18 protein-coding genes and 1 riboswitch are annotated in these 17571 nt (G+C 58.2%); of the genes, 9 read left to right on the top strand and 9 right to left on the bottom strand.

All coding sequences use genetic code 11. The annotated features are described in order from the left end of the window. Positions 1–56: 56 nt before the first annotated feature. The gene (locus tag ACODS3_RS19145; RefSeq protein WP_095067181.1) at positions 57–887 is read right to left on the bottom strand and encodes an amino acid ABC transporter permease; all 831 of its coding nucleotides are present in this window, start codon (positions 885–887) and stop codon (positions 57–59) included. Then, positions 884–1705 (bottom strand): ABC transporter substrate-binding protein, encoded by an 822-nt coding sequence (locus ACODS3_RS19140; protein ID WP_489035758.1) that lies wholly within the window; start codon positions 1703–1705, stop codon positions 884–886. The genes ACODS3_RS19145 and ACODS3_RS19140 overlap by 4 nt, the downstream gene beginning before the upstream one ends. Positions 1706–1815: 110 nt before the next feature. Between ACODS3_RS19140 and ACODS3_RS19135 the strand changes: the two genes are divergently transcribed. After that, on the top strand, positions 1816–2712 hold the full coding sequence (locus ACODS3_RS19135) for a homocysteine S-methyltransferase family protein (protein ID WP_489035756.1): 897 nt from the start codon (positions 1816–1818) through the stop codon (positions 2710–2712). A 72-nt stretch (positions 2713–2784) separates the two neighbouring features. Here the strand turns inward: ACODS3_RS19135 and mqo are convergent, their stop codons facing one another. Beyond that, positions 2785–4296: a malate dehydrogenase (quinone) gene (gene mqo, locus ACODS3_RS19130; RefSeq protein ID WP_304575791.1), complete on the bottom strand. Its 1512-nt coding sequence runs from the start codon at positions 4294–4296 to the stop codon at positions 2785–2787. 718 nt (positions 4297–5014) lie between these two features. Continuing rightward, complete coding sequence (locus ACODS3_RS19125; RefSeq protein WP_201020041.1) at positions 5015–5248, bottom strand: hypothetical protein; 234 nt, start codon at positions 5246–5248, stop codon at positions 5015–5017. A 162-nt stretch (positions 5249–5410) separates the two neighbouring features. Here ACODS3_RS19125 and ACODS3_RS19120 point away from each other — a divergent pair, with 162 nt between their 5' ends. Then, on the top strand, positions 5411–5995 hold the full coding sequence (locus tag ACODS3_RS19120) for a YajG family lipoprotein (RefSeq protein WP_201006544.1): 585 nt from the start codon (positions 5411–5413) through the stop codon (positions 5993–5995). Between the two features lie 69 nt (positions 5996–6064). Here ACODS3_RS19120 and ACODS3_RS19115 read toward each other — a convergent pair whose 3' ends face one another. Together ACODS3_RS19115 and ACODS3_RS19110 are read right to left on the bottom strand one after the other, a co-directional pair. After that, complete coding sequence (locus ACODS3_RS19115; protein WP_201006546.1) at positions 6065–6271, bottom strand: hypothetical protein; 207 nt, start codon at positions 6269–6271, stop codon at positions 6065–6067. A gap of 122 nt (positions 6272–6393) precedes the next feature. Continuing rightward, on the bottom strand, positions 6394–7560 hold the full coding sequence (locus tag ACODS3_RS19110; RefSeq protein WP_489035753.1) for a 1-acyl-sn-glycerol-3-phosphate acyltransferase: 1167 nt from the start codon (positions 7558–7560) through the stop codon (positions 6394–6396). Positions 7561–7662: 102 nt separating this feature from the next. Here ACODS3_RS19110 and ACODS3_RS19105 point away from each other — a divergent pair, with 102 nt between their 5' ends. From ACODS3_RS19105 to ACODS3_RS19090, 4 genes are all read left to right on the top strand, one after another. Next, the gene (locus ACODS3_RS19105) at positions 7663–7845 is read left to right on the top strand and encodes a CPXCG motif-containing cysteine-rich protein (protein WP_122316370.1); all 183 of its coding nucleotides are present in this window, start codon (positions 7663–7665) and stop codon (positions 7843–7845) included. Further along, positions 7845–8105, top strand: coding sequence for a putative signal transducing protein (locus ACODS3_RS19100; RefSeq protein WP_025258636.1), 261 nt, complete (start codon positions 7845–7847; stop codon positions 8103–8105). Before ACODS3_RS19105 ends, ACODS3_RS19100 begins: the two co-directional genes overlap by 1 nt. Positions 8106–8134: 29 nt before the next feature. Further along, entirely contained in the window at positions 8135–8761 is a 627-nt protein-coding gene (locus tag ACODS3_RS19095) for an SOS response-associated peptidase (protein WP_304575794.1), read from the top strand. 277 nt (positions 8762–9038) lie between these two features. Beyond that, complete coding sequence (locus ACODS3_RS19090; protein WP_201020038.1) at positions 9039–9857, top strand: M48 family metallopeptidase; 819 nt, start codon at positions 9039–9041, stop codon at positions 9855–9857. A 56-nt stretch (positions 9858–9913) separates the two neighbouring features. Here ACODS3_RS19090 and ACODS3_RS19085 read toward each other — a convergent pair whose 3' ends face one another. The 3 genes from ACODS3_RS19085 to ACODS3_RS19075 form a co-directional block, all read right to left on the bottom strand. Next, entirely contained in the window at positions 9914–10498 is a 585-nt protein-coding gene (locus ACODS3_RS19085; protein ID WP_201006554.1) for a TMEM165/GDT1 family protein, read from the bottom strand. Positions 10499–10516: 18 nt separating this feature from the next. After that, positions 10517–10706: riboswitch (yybP-ykoY riboswitch) on the bottom strand. Between the two features lie 39 nt (positions 10707–10745). Beyond that, a complete protein-coding gene (locus tag ACODS3_RS19080; RefSeq protein ID WP_489035749.1) occupies positions 10746–11744 on the bottom strand; it encodes a methyltransferase in 999 nt (332 codons plus the stop codon). Positions 11745–11773: 29 nt separating this feature from the next. Then, positions 11774–12739 (bottom strand): 2-hydroxyacid dehydrogenase, encoded by a 966-nt coding sequence (locus ACODS3_RS19075; RefSeq protein WP_489035747.1) that lies wholly within the window; start codon positions 12737–12739, stop codon positions 11774–11776. An 83-nt stretch (positions 12740–12822) separates the two neighbouring features. On the opposite strand from ACODS3_RS19075, the gene ACODS3_RS19070 reads away from it, so the two are divergent. The 3 genes from ACODS3_RS19070 to ACODS3_RS19060 all read left to right on the top strand — a co-directional run bounded on the left by ACODS3_RS19070 (position 12823) and on the right by ACODS3_RS19060 (position 17557). Then, the gene (locus tag ACODS3_RS19070) at positions 12823–13452 is read left to right on the top strand and encodes a LysE family translocator (RefSeq protein WP_201006560.1); all 630 of its coding nucleotides are present in this window, start codon (positions 12823–12825) and stop codon (positions 13450–13452) included. A gap of 116 nt (positions 13453–13568) precedes the next feature. Further along, a complete protein-coding gene (locus tag ACODS3_RS19065) occupies positions 13569–15251 on the top strand; it encodes a fatty acid--CoA ligase (RefSeq protein ID WP_201020035.1) in 1683 nt (560 codons plus the stop codon). A gap of 368 nt (positions 15252–15619) precedes the next feature. Further along, positions 15620–17557: a DUF1302 domain-containing protein gene (locus tag ACODS3_RS19060; RefSeq protein WP_489035745.1), complete on the top strand. Its 1938-nt coding sequence runs from the start codon at positions 15620–15622 to the stop codon at positions 17555–17557. Positions 17558–17571 lie beyond the last annotated feature (14 nt).

The following is a 17571-nucleotide window of genomic DNA, read 5'->3' as shown; positions in this document are numbered from 1 at the left end:
ATGAATTCGCTCCCACACAAATTATGGTGGGAGCGAATTCATTCGCGAAAGAGCATCTACTTTCTGGCCTGATAAGCCTTGCCATAGTGGCGTTCCAGCCGCGCCTGCAACAACTCCAGCCCGATGGACATGATCCAGTAAAGCACCGCCGCCGTGGTCAGCATCTCGATATAGCGATAGCTGGAGCGACCATAGGACTGTGCCAGGAACATCACTTCCCAGACACCCATCACCGAAATCAGGGACGAATCCTTGAGCATCGAGATGAACTGGTTGGTGGTGGGCGGGATGATGGTGCGCATCGCCTGGGGCAGGGTGACGCGCCAGAAGATTTGTGCGGGCCGCAAAGCCAGGGCAAGTGCTGCTTCACGCTGACCGGCCGCTACGCCGATGATGCCCGCCCTGAATATCTCGCTCAGATAAGCGCCATAGTTCAGGGACAGCGCGATGATGCCGGCCAGGATTGCACCGGGCACGATCCCCACCTGAGGCAGGCCCAGGTAAATCAGCATGATCTGGATAAGCAGCGGTGTGCCGCGGAAGAACGAGGCATAGAAGCTCGCAATACCGAAGGCCACCGCGCTGCTGGACAGGCGCGCCAGGGCCACGACAAAACCCAGCAGTACCGATACGAAAATCGAGCACAGGCACACGAACAGCGTCAGCGCCGCGCCCTGTAGAAAACCGTTGGGCGACAGGCTCAGGCCCACCAGATTCGGCAGCTTGTCCAGAATGATCGAGAACTTCAGGTCGAAGCTCAGGAAGAACCCGGCAAACAGGGCGAACATCGCCGCCCAGGTCAGATAGAGCCTTGTACGGAAACCGAGGACACGCTTGAGCAGGCTCTGGGCCTGCTCGGGTGGGCGTTGAGGCTGGAAGGAAGTCATTTGCTGATGTCAGCGCCGATCCACTTCTGCGACAACTTGCTCAGAGTGCCGTCCTGCTTGAGTTCGGCAAAGATCTGACGAACCTTGGCGTCCCATTCGGCATCGCCTTTTTCGATGGCGACAAAGTTGGGTTCTTCATACAGCGAGGCGCCAGCGAGTTTGAAGCGTTTGTCCTGATCCAGGCGTGGCTGGGCCGTGACCAGATTGGTGAGGATGGCATCCAGACGCACACCGGCGCCCAGGCCCAGATCCTGGAAGGCAACGTTATCGTTGTCGTACGGGGCGATTTGCACGTTCTCGAACGGGTATTCCAGAGGCTTGTCTTCAGCGCCTTCGATCACCAGGTTCTTGTTCAGGTAGCTTTCGTAGCTGGAAGCACTGGTGAGGCCGACTTTCTTGTTGCTCAGATCCTTGGCCGAATGGATGCGATCATCCTTGGCATTGACCACAATCACCGCAGGCGAGGCGTAGTACTCGATGGGGAAATCGAAGACTTCAGCGCGGGATTTGCTTGGGGTCATCGAGCAGACGCAGATGTCGTAGCGGCCACTCCAGCGGCCAGCGGCAATCACGTCCCAGGACGGCGTTTCAAGACGCAGCTTGACGCCCAGCTTTTCTGCGACAGCCTTGGCGACGTCAACGTCGAAGCCGTCCAGCTGGTTTTTATCATTCAGGAAAGAGAAGGGCGGGTAACTTTCCATCAGGACGTTTACCAGTTCCTTGTTCTTCTGTATGCGGTCCAGTGTGGCACCGGCCAGGGCCTGAGTCGATACAGCCAGAGTGACCAGGCCAATGCCCAGCAGAGCGCTAAGTTTCACAGGAATCCCCTGAAAAAATGATTGTAGTTTGTATAAAGCGCCGTATTAAATACGTTATACCAAGCTCATTCCTAATGAGTTTTTTTCATAAAGATATAAGTAGATGGCATATGACTCAGCGCTCGACAGTAATTCTTGACGGCGGCATGGGCCGCGAACTTCAGCGCCGCGGTGCTCCCTTCCGTCAACCCGAGTGGTCGGCCCTTGCCCTGAGCGAGGCGCCGGAAGCGGTGCGTGCCGTACACACCGCCTATATCGACAGTGGCGCGCAGGTTATCACCAGTAATAGCTATGCAGTGGTGCCTTTTCATATTGGTGAAGAGCGCTTTGCTCGCGAAGGCCAGGCCCTGGCTGATCTTGCCGGGCAACTGGCCCGCGAGTCGGCGGATGCTTCAGGCGGACGAGCGAAGGTCGCCGGCTCCCTGCCGCCATTGTTCGGTTCCTATCGCCCGGACCTCTACAAGCCTGAACTGGCTGCTGAAGTCCTGAAGCCGTTGGTGGCCGGTCTGGCTCCTCATGTGGACCTGTGGCTGGCCGAGACTCAAAGCTGCATCATCGAAGCACAGACGATCCGTGCCGGATTGCCTTCTGATGGCAAGCCGTTCTGGCTGTCATTCACGCTCCAGGATGAAGACACTGACGAAGTTGCGCGCTTGCGCTCTGGCGAGCCTGTCGCCGATGCGGCCCGTGCTGCTGCCGAAATGGGTGTCGCCGCGCTGCTGTTCAATTGCAGCCAGCCTGAAGTGATAGGTGCAGCCATCGATGCGGCTCGTGAGGTGTTCAAGTCATTGAATGTCGAGATCGCTATCGGTGCCTACGCCAATGCCTTCCCGCCGCAACCCAAGGATGCCAAGGCCAACGATGGTCTGGATGAACTGCGCTCGGATCTGGACCCCGAAGGCTACCAGCAGTGGGCGGCGGACTGGGTAAAGCGTGGTGCCACGCATATCGGTGGTTGCTGTGGCATTGGCCCGGAGCACATTGCCGTTCTGGCCAGGAGCCTTTAAAGGCCCGACGATTCTGAAAAACGAAAAAACCCGTGGCTGAAAGGCTCACGGGTTTTTTTGTGACTCAGGCAATCAGGCGATGCTGCTTTGTTCCTGGCTTGCCTTTTCAACCAGCTCCAGGCTCTCGTCGCTCTGGCTACTGACGCGCTGATACAACTGCGCATCGCTTTCCAGCGCCTTTTCCCGAGCCGGGAATATTTCGTTGAGCTTGGCAGCCCACTCGTTGCGAGCCTTGTCCGGGAAGCAACGCTCGATCAGTTCCAGCATGATCGACACCGTAACCGATGCTCCCGGCGATGCGCCGAGCAAGGCGGCGAGGGAGCCGTCCTGTGCCGCCACCAGTTCGGTACCGAATTGCAGAATGCCGCCTTTCTTGGCGTCTTTCTTGATGATCTGCACGCGCTGGCCGGCGATTTCCAGACGCCAGTCTTCTGCCTTGGCCTCAGGGTAGAAGCGGCGCAGGGACTCCAGACGTTGCTCCATCGATTGCATCACTTCGCTGACCAGATACTTGGTCAGGTCCATGTTGTCGCGGGCAACGGCCAGCATCGGCTTGATGTTGGCAAGGCGTACCGACAGCGGCAGGTCAAGGAACGAGCCGTGCTTGAGGAACTTGGTGGTGAAACCGGCGTATGGCCCGAACAGCAGGGATTTCTTGCCATCGACCACGCGGGTATCCAGGTGCGGAACCGACATGGGAGGCGAACCCACGGCAGCCTGGCTGTAGACCTTGGCCTGATGGTGCTTGACCACTTCCGGGTTGTCGCAACGCAGCCACTGGCCGCTGACCGGGAAGCCGCCGAAGCCCTTGCTCTCTTCGATGCCTGACAGTTGCAGCAGCGGCAATGCTGCGCCACCCGCGCCGAGGAATACGAATCTTGCATCGATCTGGCGAGTGCTGCCGCTGTTCACGTCCTTGATGCTGACGGTCCAGCCACTGCCCTTGCGGGTCAGGTCGGTCACGCGCTTGCAGTATTTGACCTGGGCATCGGGAGCGCTGCTCAGGTGAGTGAGCAACTGATTGGTCAACGCGCCGAAGTTCACGTCCGTACCGTTCAGCACCCGAGTGGCGGCAATAGGTTCGTCGGCCGGGCGGCCGGGCATCATCAGTGGCATCCACTCGGCCAGCTTTGCCTTGTCCTCGGTGTACTCCATCGAAGAGAAGGCGTGATGCTTGTGCATCGCTTCGAAACGGGTCTTGAGGAAGGCAATACCGCTCTCGCCCTGAACGAAGCTCAGGTGCGGAACCGAATTGATGAAGGATTTCGACGAGCCGAAGGTACCTTTGCGAGCCAGATAGGCCCAGAACTGCTTCGATACTTCAAACTGTGCGTTGATGTGGACCGCTTTCTTGATATCGATGGAGCCATCGGCCGCGGGCGGCGTGTAGTTCAGCTCGCAGAGACCGGCATGACCGGTACCCGCGTTGTTCCATGGGTTGGAACTTTCCGCAGCGCCGGAATCCATGAGCTCAACGACTTCCAGCTTGAGGCCGGGGTCGAGCTCCTTGAGCAGCACGGCCAGGGTGGCACTCATGATGCCCGCTCCGACCAATACTACGTCGACTGCTTCGTTATGCGCCATTAACGCGTCTCCAAAATCTGCAGCACCAAATTGACGGCATACGTTCCTGAGGCTAGATGCCAGGGGGACGGGGCGTGGGTAAAAGTTGTGCCCCATGTGTCCTGGCCAGGATCGCCTGTCCGATTCTTCGCAATTTTTCGCATCTAAAGCGCAGGTCCCGGTCAGGCTGAATAAGAGCTTTCATCAAGGATGCATGAACTCATTTTTCAACCCGTTCGGCCATTCGACCATCGTCAAGGCATCACATGCCTGAACGACAGGCCTCAGGCTCCGGTGATGGAGGCGCAGTCGCGGTCAGTCCTGTTCAAAGGGGCCGATTCAGACGCTGATGGTGCATTTACAAACGCGTACCTATTCATTTTGCTCGCCACACTCTTGTGAAGTAGTGAAACCCGTTTTTTCACGCTCTTTTGGAAACGTGAACCAAACCTCAAAAAGGGCTGCGATGGCAGCTCTGGCAGGCCAGCTGCATACAGAGTGAGGCGCTGTCAGGTGCAAAAGGTTCGATATCAATCGAGCGATTGAGCACCGTTCATCGCGCACGGCTGTGTGCAAATGACCTGTGTGGGCGGCTCTCTGTGGGCATTACGGAGGAGCTAATACAAGGATTAGCGATGCTGCGAGGCCCGATCAGGAGACGTCCTTATAATCGGGGGGAGATTATAGCGATGAAACGACAGAAATTGATCGTGTTTATGTGACTTTTATCAGGTATTCATCAGGCCGTGATCAACTGGTGTGGCGCCGGACGTACGCCGTGCTGCGCAACCCGTGCGCTGGAGGGCAGTGGCTGGTTCAGCCAGTTGGCACGTTGTTCGTTGACTTCAACCCAGTCACTGCTCAATGGACGCTCGCTGCAATGCTTGAGTGCGCGGCAAATACCGGACTTGTCCACGAGAGCATAGTGGCGCAATTGGTGGCGCAGGTTGAACAAGGATTGGAAAAGGCCCATGACGTATCTCCTGTGGAGTTGATGGCTTTATCCTGACTGCCCGGCGTTACACCCCGATTACACTCTCGTTGCTGAACCATTGCGATTCTCCAGCGGTCCCATTTTTCGCTGGCATCGCTATACTGCGGCACATTTAGTGTCTGGCCCCCTGGAGAGATGAGCATGTTGCGTCGCCTTTTGTTCGGTTTGCTTGCTGTAAGCAGTTTGACTCTGGTCGGGTGTGCCCATAGCCCGCAGCAACTGAGTCCTCAACCCAAGCTCAATGCGCAGTTCGCGCCGGTAGGTCAGGGGCAGCAGGTTGTCGTGCGTGTCGTGGACGGTCGTCCTGGCCCGACACTGGGAACCCGTGGTGGTCTGTATCCCGAGACCAGCGCAATCAGCGTCAGTGGCGCCGATCTGCTGCCAAAGTTGCAGGCTCAGGCTGAAGCCGCTGTTCGCCTGCTGGGCTTTACCCCGATCTCAAGTGGCGGTAATGCTCCGCAGTTGACCCTGACTCTGGCCGAGCTGAAGTATCAGTCGCCAAAGGAAGGCCTGTATGTGACTGAAGCAACCATCAGCTCTACTTTCCGTGCGGACATCCGCAACAACGGTCGTAGCTACAGCGGCCGTTATGCCGCATCGCTGGATCAGCGTTTCGGCATGGCGCCGAATCAGGAAACCAACACCAAGCTGGTGAGCGATGTGTTGAGCGATGCGCTGACCCGCGTGTTCCAGGACACCACTATCGGTAGCACCCTGGCGCAATAAGTAGTGCTCCAATGAAAAGCCCGGCCCTTTGTGCAAGGAGCCGGGCTTTTCTGTATCTGGCGACCGGGTTCAGGCGGCTTGCTGATAGAAATCCAGAAAGCTCAGGCCTGTTTCCAGATCCATGTCCGGAAGGTCGTGATGTTGATGCCCGCCCAGAGCGCAATAGACCAGCCAGTGGCGGTCCTGGACATTGAAGGCCAGTGCGTCGACCAGTTCTTGTTGTTCATCGCTCTGGGCGATCAGGTAGAGGCGATCCTGGTTGTTTGCGTGCAGCATGAACAGCTCCAAAAAAGGGATGGTCATTCCTTGAGGAGCCATACAGTGCACGAGCTGTATGACGTTCAGGTGACACGATACAAAACGGCACCCTATAGGTGCCGTTGTCGTGAAGCGTCGTATCAGAGCGGCAAACCGGCCTTGACCCGATACTGATTGCGCACTGGCGTTGCATATTGCTGCACCAGATAAGGCCGGTGTTCGGCAGGTGCGTCAGCCAGCCTGCTTTCCCACTCGTCTTTGGCACGAGCCAGTTCTTCGGCCGGGAACACGTCGGCCGCCAGTGGCACATCGAGTGCCGGATCGGCATCGGCCCATTGTGCATAAGCCAGGTAATGCACCGGGAACAGCCGGTAGCCACCGAGAATCTGCCGGTCCATTTCGGCGGCCAGCAGTTTGGTGTCCTTGAACGACTCGGTGATCGGCGGCGCGAAGTTCACATGCACACGGCCTTTATAGCCCGTGATACCCAGTGCGATGCTGACATCGTCCTCGCCCGGCGTCTTGGTGTAGCTGCCGGTGGTGGCGCGAATGTACAACTCGCGTGCCTTGGCGTGGTCACATGGGTCGTATTCGTAGCTGATCGATACCGGAATGAGATTCAGTGAGCGGATCACGTCGCTGAAAGGCTCATCCTTGCGGCTCATGTGAAACATCTTGAGGATCGCCGACTCGGTACGGTCATCACCGTCCTTGGCGCGACCTTCGGCCTGGGCGATCCAGATCGACTGGCCATCCTTGGTAATGGAGTGATTGATATACGCCGAAAGCAGTTGATAGGCCGCCATCTTCTCGCGTCGCCCGATAATCGAGCGATGCACGATGAAGCTCTTGTTCAGGCGCATCAGGTCGCTGACAAAAGGCTTCTGCAGCAGGTTGTCGCCAATCGCAATGCGCGGCGTGGGCAGGCCGGCGTGATACACGGCATAGTTGACGAAGGCCGGGTCCATCACGATATCGCGGTGGTTGGCCAGGAACAGATATGCCGTGCCGGACTTGAGCAGTTCCACGCCGGTGTAGGTCACACCGTCCGTGGCTCGCTCGATGGTGTGGTCGACGTAGTACTCGACCTTGTCCTGCAATGTGGCGACCGAGTTGATTCCGGCGAACTCACGGCGCAGCTTGCGTGCCAGGGTTGGTTGCAGGAACCAGCCGAATGCACTCGCCAGACGCGGAAAGCGGAATTTGGTCAGGATCGCGAGAAATGCTTTATCGCTCAGCAGACGTGCCAGTACTTCGGGGACTTCTGCATCGTTGTAAGGTCGGATGGCATCGAATTCGCCCATCATGCTCTCTTGTTGGATACGGATAGGGTAAAAAGAAGGCAGGTTGCTCTGGCAGCCTTCAAAAGAATGGGGCAATTATACGCACAACTGACCCCGGAGGCCGCGATGCAGGAATTACAGAGTTATGACTGTCCGTACTGTGGAGAGCCGGTGGAAGCCGTGCTGGATTTGTCTGGCGGCGATCAGCAGTACATCGAGGACTGCCCGGTCTGTTGTCGGCCGATCGTATTCGACCTGAGGACCGATGGCGAGGACTGGAGTCTGGACGTTCGCAGTGAGAACGAATGATGCAGAGAATCTACGAACCTGAAAACCTGATGGAGGGCGAGTTGCTGCAAGGCATGCTTGCCAGTGAAGGGGTCGAAGCGCACCTGGTCGGGCGCGACTTGCTGGGTGGTATGGGCGAGTTGCCGGGACTGGGCTTGCTGGGCATCTCGGTGGATGACGATCAGGTCGAGCGCGCGCGGGCCTTGATCACTGCGTACAATGCTGCCCTGCCGTTGTCCGGTGACGAGCCGGACAGTTTTCCCGATGTACTGGTGTGTTGAACACCTTCGAATAGAGTTGCCTTAGCCTCATGTGTGGACGTTATGCCCTGTTTCGCTGGAACCCTGCCTTTGCGGCCTTGCCCGGTTTTCCGGCCGGTCAGCAGCCGCAATGGAATATCTCTCCGGCCGATACGGTGCTGATCATGCGTGCGGCCGAGGGTGAAGGCGAGCTTGAACTGGCAAGTGCCCGCTGGGGGCTGACGCCGGCGTGGCTCACCGACCTTTCCCGCACGCCCGCTCATGCGCGTGCTGAAACCCTGGCCGAACAGCCGATGTTTCGCGAAGCCTTTCGTCAGCGTCGCTGCCTGGTGCCGGCCAACGGTTTCTACGAATGGCGCGGCACCGCCCGTAAACGCCCGTTCTGGCTGACGCCGGGTGAGGGCTCGGCCCTGTTCTTTGCGGCGGTCTGGGAGGCCTATCCGGTGCAGGGGCATACCTATCTGAGTGTGGCGGTGGTTACCCAGGCTGCGGCCAGCCAACGCCGTCCGCTGATTCTCGATGCTCAGGGCCAGAAAGACTGGCTGGCTGCCGACACGCCACTGCACACCTTGCAGGCGCTGCTTGCCTCTGTGCAGATGCCCCTGCGTGAGAGGCCGCTGGCCAATCTGGTGAACGATCCCAAGCTCAATGCCCCGGAGTGCCTGACGCCGTTGTGACGGCGGCTCACCGGGCAGGCGTCATGCTGATCAGTTGAGGCACACACAAACTTGTAGGAGGCCGCTTGCTGGCGAAAAAGGCCTGAAAGCCGGCAGATACTCTGCGTTTGTACGCTGAAGTCGCCAGCAAGCTGCCTTCCACAAGGTGATTTATGATCTTTATGTCCTTGCAGGAACCAACTTGTTACAACGCTGACAAACATGGCTGTTTGCTGCTATCTGGTGCAGAGCCTCTTGTCCGCCTAGGATGACCGCCTCGCTTATAAGGAGAAACACCATGCGTCAGTCATTAGCCCTGTGTGTTCTGGGGGGCGGTTTATTGCTTGGCGGCTGTCAGGCTGTAAACACGACCACCGGTGATTCGGTGGGTGTCGAGCGTAAGCAGTACATGTTCAGCATGCTCTCGACAGATGAAGTCAATAAAATGTACGCCCAGTCCTACAAGGAAACCGTAGGCGAGGCGAGCAGTAAAGGCGTGCTCGATACCACCAGCGCCAATGCCAGGCGGGTGCATGCGATTGCCGACCGCCTGATTGCCCAGGCTCCAAAGCTGCGTCCGGATGCAGCCCAGTGGCAATGGGAAGTGAACCTGATCAAGAGCGATGAACTCAATGCCAATTGCGGACCTGGCGGCAAGATCATTTTCTATACCGGCCTGATCGAAAAGTTGAAGCTGACCGACGATGAAATCGCGGCGGTCATGGGCCATGAAATCGCCCATGCCCTGCGTGAGCACGGGCGTGAAGCTATGTCGAAGGCCTACGGCGTGGCCATTGCCAAACAAGGTGCGGGAGCCTTGTTGGGGCTTGGGGAAACCGGCATGGCGCTGACCGATACGGTTGTGAACTACAGCCTCACGCTGCCCAACAGCCGCAGCAACGAAAACGAGGCCGACCTGTTGGGCCTGGAGCTGTCGGCGCGAGCGGGTTACAACCCGAACGCTGCGGTGACCCTGTGGCAGAAAATGACCCAGAACGCTGGTGGTTCCCAGCCGGAGTTCATGAGTACTCATCCGGCCTCGGAAAATCGTATTGCCTCCTTGCAGGCTGCGATTCCCAAGGTGATGCCGCTGTACCAGCAAGCCAGCAAATCCTGAGCGGCTGATGGCACAAGAGCGCTGTGGCTTTCGTTGCAGCGCTCTTTTCATCACGATCAGACCCAGCCGCTGACTTGCATGGCCTTGTAGACCGCGACCAGTGCCAGTACGAAGAAGGCGCTGGCGGCCAGACGGCGGATCAGGGTCAGCGGCAGTTTTTCGGCAGCGAAGTTACCGGCCAGTACCACCGGGACGTTAGCGATCAGCATGCCCACGGTGGTGCCGATGATGACCAGCCACAGGTAGGAATACTGCGCGGCAAGCATCACGGTCGCAATTTGCGTCTTGTCACCGATTTCCGCGATGAAGAACGTGATCAGGGTCGTCATGAACGGGCCGAACTTGCGTGCCGTGCTCGCTTCGTCGTCGTCCATCTTGTCGGGAACCAGTGTCCACAGGGCCGTGGCCGTGAAGCTGGCGGCAAGAATCCAGTGCAATACCGCGTCGGAGAAGAAGCTGCTGAACCATGCGCCGACTGCGCCCGCCGCTGCGTGGTTGGCCAGGGTCGCGGCAACAATGCCGGCGATGATTGGCCAGGGTTTGCGAAAGCGGGCGGCGAGAATGAGTGCGAGCAATTGCGTTTTATCGCCAATCTCGGCAAGCGCAACGATTGCAGTGGGGATTAACAGGGATTCCAGCATCAGGGTTCCTAAGGGGCGGGTCGACACGGCTATGACACGTACAACCTCCCCGCCCCGGGTAAGGTGTTCGTGTCATAGGTCTTGTCAAACCACCGATCCGTCTGAGCGGATTCTGGGTCGCACGCACCATGGTCTGAGGACCAAGTATGTTGATGCGTGCCGGACGAGCATGTTGCTCGTGGGAGACTACTCCCCTAGGACGGAGCGGATTCTGCCTTCGCAAAATCCATTCGGCAAGCTCTTATTTTCAAGAACGTTTGGCGCTGTAGATCCGGAAGCCATTTCCCTGAGCACGGATTTCACACGCGCCGACATGCTCTTCGATCAAGGGCTGATAGCGCAGGAAGCTATTGGCAACCAGACGCAGTTCGCCGCCTGATTTCAGATGTTGGCGTGCTTTTCTCAGCAAGGTTTCCGTTGCCAGATAATCGGTATGAACTCCGACATGGAAGGGTGGATTGCTCAGAATCGTGTTCAGACCCATGGGCGCGGCATCGATCCCGTCACCGGTCAGAATCTGTGCATCAAGACCGTTGGCAGCCAGTGTCAGAGCTGCGCTGGCCGTGGCGAAGGCATCCACATCGAGCATCACGACTTCGTTGTGCGGATAGCGACGTTTTACCGCAGCTCCCAACACGCCCGCACCGCATCCGAAATCCAGCAAGTGGCCGCTGGGGAGCTTGTCGAGGTTTTCCAGCAGCAGGGCCGAGCCGCGATCCAGGCGGCCATGGCTGAATACGCCCGGCAGGCTGATGACTGTGAGCGGGCCGTCTTCGAGTTCGATCTGGTATGGCTTGGCCAGACTTTGCAGTTCAACCGCCTGCGGTGCATTCTCCACGGTGACTTGCCAGAGCTGACAATGGCGGGCGCTGTCGAGTTTGCGGGCTCTGCCCAGCGGGCTCAACTGCTTGGCGGCAGCTTCGATACCGCCGCGCTTCTCACCCACCAGAAACAGCTCGCGCCCCGCCAGTCGCGAGGAGAGGGCGTTGAGCAGGTATTCCGTCAGGTCGCGTGCCTTGGGCAGAAACAACACGGCTGCCTCGAAGGCTTCCTGTGGTGCATCTACGCCGAAATGCGTGCGCCCGGCGAAGCGGGCATCCAGTGCAGTCTGATCGCCTGCATGCCAGCACCATCCGCGAGCGTTCGGCAGCTTCCCCAGCAAGTCGTCGGCTGGCAAACCGGCCAGCAGCAACGAGCCTTGAAAGAGTTCAGCCTGTCGAAGTAACACTTCACTGCGCGGGTCCATGTTTTCGCTCCTGAAAAAAGGGGCGAATTCTAGCTGACTACCCGCTTCGGCGCCCCTGCAAAAAATGCCTGGGCGTTCTCGATGACCTGGCTGACGATGCGTTGACGAGCCTCCCGCGCGCCCCAGGCGCTGTGCGGGGTAATGATCAGGCGTGGAATATCATCCGCCAACAGCGGGTTGCCCGCGACGGGCGGCTCCACACTCAGCACGTCTGACGCGGCACCGCCCAGATGACCATTGCGCAAGGCATCGGCCAAGGCCTGCTCGTCGATCAAGCCGCCGCGAGCGGTGTTGACCACCAGTGCCTGAGGTTTGAGCAACTGCAATTCCCGGGCGCCGATCATGTTGCGGGTGTGCTCGTTGAGCGGGCAATGCAATGTCAGGGCGTCGATTTGCGGCAGCAATTCTTCAAGCGGCAGACGATCCGGGCGAGCAGGGCGGCCGGGAATTTGCCCCAGCAAGACGCGCATGCCGAAAGCTTCTGCCAGCCTGGCCACCGCGCCCCCCAGTTCGCCATGGCCCAGCAGGCCGAGGGTCTTGCCTTCAAGCTCGACAATGGGGAAATCCAGCAGGCAGAACTGGGAGGATTTTTGCCAGAGGCCCTGTTGCACGGCCTTCTGGTAATCGGGCAGTCGTGTGGCCAGAGCCAGCAGCAACAGCAAGGTGTGTTGTGCCACTGACGGGGTGCCATAGCCTTGGCAGTTGCAGACCGTGACACCGTGTTCGCGGGCAGAAACCAGGTCCACGTTGTTTGTGCCGGTCGCGGTAACCAGCACCAGTTTCAAGTCGGGGCATGCTGCGAACGTGTCGGTATCGAGCACGATCTTGTTGCTGATTGCCACTTGTGCGCCCTTGAGTCGATCTGTCACCTGATCCGGCGCGGTGCTGTCATGCAACACAAGTTCACCGAAGCTTTCACGCAATGTGCCGAGGTCCAGATCCCCAAGGTCCAGGGACGTGTGATCGAGGAAAACTGCTTTGCCCGGATTGCTCATCAGCTGTACCTTTTTTGTAATAAGTTGAAAGAGTAATGTTGCGAGCCTATCAGCAAATGCTCGCCAATATTTCTGGAGGCCCCATGTACTGGGCAGAATTTCTTACCGTTGCCTTGATCCACTTGCTTGCCGTCGCCAGCCCCGGGCCAGACTTTGCGGTGGTGGTGCGTGAAAGCGTCACTCATGGTCGCAAGGCCGGTATCTGGTCTGCATTGGGCGTGGGGTCGGCGATTTTCGTGCATGTCGGGTATTCGCTGCTGGGTATCGGCATCATCGTTTCTCAATCCATCGTGCTGTTCAATGCGCTCAAATGGGCCGCAGCCGCTTATCTCTTGTACATCGGTATCAAGGCCCTTCGCGCCAAGCCAGCCGTTGTGGGAGATGACCCGGTCAAATCGGTTGCGCAGCAAAGAACCGCGCGTGGCGCCTATGCCAGCGGCTTCGTGACCAATGGCCTGAATCCTAAGGCAACGCTGTTTTTCCTGTCGCTGTTCACCGTGGTCATCAACCCTCATACGCCCTTGCTGGTTCAGGGTGGTTATGGCGTTTACCTGGCGGTTGCGACAGCGATCTGGTTCTGCCTTGTGGCCTGTCTGTTCAGCCAGGCTCGGGTGCGCGCCGGCTTTGCCCGTATGGGGCACTGGTTTGACCGGGTCATGGGCGGCGTGCTGGTGGCGCTGGGCATGAAGCTGGCGTTGACCGAGGTACGTTGAGTTTCGTGACACGTTACCTTGTCGGCAAATCGTCCCTTTGGCTGATTTGGCTGGCGGACTAGAGCGCTAGAGTCCATATTTCAAGCTTCGCCTGTGAACTTTGAAAAGGGACTCATATGTTACAGACTCGCGTTCTTCCGCCAGCCGATGGCGCCTATCAGTACCCTCTGTTGATAAAGGGGCTGCTGTTGTCCGGCAGCCGCTACGAAAAAACGCGCGAAATCGTTTACCGCGATACTGTCCGCTACACCTACCCGACCCTCAACGAGCGTATCCGCCGACTGGCCAACGTACTGACGGCAGCTGGCGTGAAGGCGGGCGATACGGTGGCTGTCATGGATTGGGACAGCCACCGTTATCTGGAGTGCATGTTTGCGATCCCCATGATCGGTGCGGTGGTACACACCATCAACATACGGCTTTCGCCCGAGCAGATCGTTTACACCATGAATCATGCCGAAGACCGGTTCGTGCTGGTCAACAGTGAGTTCGTCGGTCTTTATCAGGCCATTGCCGGGCACTTGACCACTGTGGACAAGACGCTGCTGCTCACGGACCTGCCGGAGAAGACCGCCGAGTTGCCGAATCTGGTCGGGGAATACGAAGAGCTGCTGGCTGCGGCGAGCCCCCACTACGATTTCGAGGATTTCGACGAAAACTCGGTCGCCACAACCTTCTACACCACCGGCACTACGGGCAACCCCAAAGGCGTGTATTTCACTCATCGCCAACTGGTTCTGCACACTCTGGGCGTCGCGACGATCATGGGCAGTGTCGAAAACGAACGCTTGCTGGGTTCCAGCGATGTGTACATGCCGATTACCCCGATGTTTCACGTGCATGCCTGGGGCATGCCGTATGCAGCAACCATGCTCGGCTTGAAGCAGGTGTATCCGGGGCGCTACGACCCCGAGTTGCTGGTGGAGTTGTGGCGCAAGGAGAAGGTGACGTTCTCCCATTGCGTACCGACCATCATGCAGATGTTGCTGCACTCCAAGTCAGCCAAGGATACGGATTTCGGCGGCTGGAAAATCATCATTGGTGGCAGCTCACTGACTCGCAGCCTGTATCTGGCCGCCAAGGCCAAGGGCATTCAGCTCACCGCTGCCTATGGCATGTCCGAGACCGGGCCGCTGATTTCCGTTGCGCACATGAACGAAGAACTGAGCGCAGGCTCCGAAGACGATCGCATCACCTACCGCATCAAGGCCGGTGTGCCGGGCATGCTGGTGGAAGCTGCCATTGTCGATGAAGACGGAAACTTCCTGCCTGCCGATGGTGAAACCCAGGGCGAACTGGTGCTGCGCGCACCCTGGCTGACCGAGAGTTATTTCCGCGAGCCGCAAAAAGGCGCCGAGCTATGGGCGGGAGGCTGGCTGCACACTGGCGATGTGGCGACCCTGGACGACATGGGTTTCATCGATATCCGCGACCGCATCAAGGACGTGATCAAGACGGGCGGCGAGTGGGTATCGTCGCTGGAGCTTGAGGACCTGTGCAGTCGACATGCTGCCGTGCGTGAAGTCGCAGTGGTGGGGATTGCCGATCCGCAGTGGGGCGAACGGCCTTTTGCATTGCTGGTGGTTCACGAAGGGCAGAGCATTGATGCCCGGATACTGAAGGAACATCTCAGCCCATTTGTCGAGCAGGGTCATATCAACAAGTGGGCAATACCAAGCCAGATTGCGATTGTTACTGAAATTCCCAAGACCAGTGTCGGCAAGCTCGACAAAAAGCGCATGCGTCTGGATATCGTTGAATGGCAGAGCAGTAACAGTGCTCTTCTGTCGACGCTTTAAGCACGTCGGATAAATCCCTTACCGCCTGACCGCAGGCTGTGCTCATTGAGCACGGCATGCGTCTGCGTCGGCAATAAATCCAGCACTTGCCAAATTATCGAATCAAGCCATCCTGCCTGCCAACCTGTTACTCAGCCTTGTCGTAACAGGCATTCCAGAGGCGTTGATGCTTGCAAATCACACTTTAGAGGGATCAAGCAGCAGGGCGTGCTGGATATAGTCGGGACAGGGGACTTGGCAAGAGCGTAAAGATGCATTTTGTTTGGCGGCCCTCAGGGGGGCCGGTGAGTGTTGACAGCCAATCCATGGCTGAGTCGTTTCTGGAAGTTCCCACTGCCATAAAAATAAAAGCACATGGAGTCGCATCGATGACAACTGCAATCCCTTTCTGGCGCCGGGCGAAACTTCCTCTGGCTGTCAGTCTCGCTTCCTCGCTCGCCAGCCCCGCATTCGGCGTTACTTTCAATGTCGGTGAAATCGAAGGCAGCTTCGACTCATCTCTCTCGATAGGCGCCAGTTGGTCTACCGCAAGCCCGAACAAGAATCTCATCGGCGCCAACAATGGTGGGCGCGGCCTTTCGCAAACCTCCGATGACAGCCACTTGAACTTCAAGAAAGGCGAGACGTTCTCGAAGATTTTCAAAGGGATTCACGATCTGGAGCTGAAGTACGGCGATACCGGCGTATTTGTACGTGGCAAGTACTGGTATGACTTCGAACTCAAGGACGAAAGCCGCGAGTTCAAGGACATCAGTGACTCCAACCGCAAGGAAGGTGCGAAGTCTTCCGGCGGGCAATTGCTCGATGCATTCGTCTACCACAACTACTCCATTGCCGATCAGCCAGGCACCGTGCGTTTCGGTAAACAGGTCATCAGTTGGGGTGAAAGTACCTTCATTCAGGGCGGGATCAACAGCGTCAACCCGGTCGATGTATCGGCGTTTCGTCGTCCCGGGGCCGAGATCAAGGAAGGCCTGATTCCGGTCAACATGTTCTATCTGTCGCAAAGCCTGACCGACAACCTGTCTGCGCAAGGTTTCTACCAGCTTGAGTGGGACCAGACGGTTGTGGATAACTGCGGCACCTTCTTCTCGCAGCCAGACGTGATCGCCGATGGTTGCGATAGCAATCTTGCCGTATTGCGTAGCCGCAGCGGGCTCAATACCTCTCTGGCGGCTGCCGGTCTGACTGCTGGAGCGCGGACGGCAATTTTCAACTCCCTGGCGCAGCAAGGCGTCAACTTCGGCTCGCCCGATGAGGGCGCGATCGTACGCCGTGGCCCGGACCGGGATGCCCGTGACGGTGGCCAGTTCGGTTTTGCCGTGCATTACAATTTCGAGCCGTTGGACACCGAGTTCGGTGCCTACATGATGAATTACCACAGCCGCCTGCCGATCTTCAGCGGTCGCGGTGGGTCAGCGGCTTCGTTCAGCGGTACCGGGCTGGTTGGCTCGCTTGTGGGCAACGGCATTCCGTTCGGGACTGCAGCCGCGCTGGCCCCGACCTTGCTGCCACTGGTGGTGGCAGGCAACTCCAGCTACTACGTCGAGTACCCTGAAGACATTCGCCTGTACGGGTTGAGCTTCTCTACCACGCTGCCTACCGGCACAGCGTGGAGCGGTGAAATCAGCTACCGTCCGAATGCTCCGGTGCAGATCAACACCACCGACATTCTCTATTCGGGTATTTCCCCGTTGAACCCGAACGTGTCGCTGCTCAGCGGCAGGGCCAATACCGATCAGCCTGGCTATCGCCGCAAGGAAATCACCCAGTTGCAAACTTCCTTCGTCCAGTTCTTCGATCAGGTGATGGGAGCTGAACGTCTGACCCTGGTGGGTGAAGTGGGCTGGACGCACGTGGGCGGCCTGGAAAGCACCTCGAAAATCCGTTATGGCCGTGACCCGGTCTACGGTCCGGGGCCTCTGCCGGGCGGCCAGTGCGCAACCTTGAACGCGGGCACCCTGACTGGTGCCGATCAGAACAACCTGACCCGTTATTGTGAAGACGACGGTTTCACCACCGCCAACTCCTGGGGTTATCGCACACGTGCCATCTGGGACTACAACAACGTATTCGCCGGTGTGAACCTCAAGCCAAGCGTGGCCTGGTCCCATGACGTCAAAGGCTACTCGCCTGGACCAGGCGCCAACTTCGAGGAAGGTCGCAAGGCTGTCAGCCTCGGGCTGGATGCCGAGTACCAGAACACCTACACCGCCAGCCTTTCCTACACCAACTTCTTCGATGGGAAGTACACCACGGTCGATGACCGGGATTTCGTGGCACTCAGCTTTGGCATGAACTTCTAAGGACAAGGTTTCGG

Source organism: Pseudomonas sp. FG43 (assembly GCF_057809175.1).
The sequence above is the reverse complement of the archived record's forward strand: the minus strand, read 5'-3'. Positions and strand labels throughout refer to the sequence as shown.

Excerpts from the sequence above, each read along its gene's own strand:
- ACODS3_RS19125 (WP_201020041.1), bottom strand. The coding sequence starts at position 5,248 with ATGGGCCTTTTCCAATCCTTGTTCAACCTGCGCCACCAATTGCGCCAC.
- ACODS3_RS19100 (WP_025258636.1), top strand. The coding sequence starts at position 7,845 with ATGCAGAGAATCTACGAACCTGAAAACCTGATGGAGGGCGAGTTGCTG.
- ACODS3_RS19110 (WP_489035753.1), bottom strand. The coding sequence starts at position 7,560 with ATGATGGGCGAATTCGATGCCATCCGACCTTACAACGATGCAGAAGTC.
- ACODS3_RS19115 (WP_201006546.1), bottom strand. The coding sequence starts at position 6,271 with ATGCTGCACGCAAACAACCAGGATCGCCTCTACCTGATCGCCCAGAGC.
- ACODS3_RS19120 (WP_201006544.1), top strand. The coding sequence starts at position 5,411 with ATGTTGCGTCGCCTTTTGTTCGGTTTGCTTGCTGTAAGCAGTTTGACT.
- ACODS3_RS19090 (WP_201020038.1), top strand. The coding sequence starts at position 9,039 with ATGCGTCAGTCATTAGCCCTGTGTGTTCTGGGGGGCGGTTTATTGCTT.
- ACODS3_RS19085 (WP_201006554.1), bottom strand. The coding sequence starts at position 10,498 with ATGCTGGAATCCCTGTTAATCCCCACTGCAATCGTTGCGCTTGCCGAG.
- ACODS3_RS19070 (WP_201006560.1), top strand. The coding sequence starts at position 12,823 with ATGTACTGGGCAGAATTTCTTACCGTTGCCTTGATCCACTTGCTTGCC.
- ACODS3_RS19075 (WP_489035747.1), bottom strand. The coding sequence starts at position 12,739 with ATGAGCAATCCGGGCAAAGCAGTTTTCCTCGATCACACGTCCCTGGAC.
- ACODS3_RS19065 (WP_201020035.1), top strand. The coding sequence starts at position 13,569 with ATGTTACAGACTCGCGTTCTTCCGCCAGCCGATGGCGCCTATCAGTAC.
- ACODS3_RS19060 (WP_489035745.1), top strand. The coding sequence starts at position 15,620 with ATGACAACTGCAATCCCTTTCTGGCGCCGGGCGAAACTTCCTCTGGCT.
- ACODS3_RS19105 (WP_122316370.1), top strand. The coding sequence starts at position 7,663 with ATGCAGGAATTACAGAGTTATGACTGTCCGTACTGTGGAGAGCCGGTG.
- ACODS3_RS19145 (WP_095067181.1), bottom strand. The coding sequence starts at position 887 with ATGACTTCCTTCCAGCCTCAACGCCCACCCGAGCAGGCCCAGAGCCTG.
- ACODS3_RS19135 (WP_489035756.1), top strand. The coding sequence starts at position 1,816 with ATGACTCAGCGCTCGACAGTAATTCTTGACGGCGGCATGGGCCGCGAA.
- ACODS3_RS19095 (WP_304575794.1), top strand. The coding sequence starts at position 8,135 with ATGTGTGGACGTTATGCCCTGTTTCGCTGGAACCCTGCCTTTGCGGCC.
- mqo (WP_304575791.1), bottom strand. The coding sequence starts at position 4,296 with ATGGCGCATAACGAAGCAGTCGACGTAGTATTGGTCGGAGCGGGCATC.
- ACODS3_RS19080 (WP_489035749.1), bottom strand. The coding sequence starts at position 11,744 with ATGGACCCGCGCAGTGAAGTGTTACTTCGACAGGCTGAACTCTTTCAA.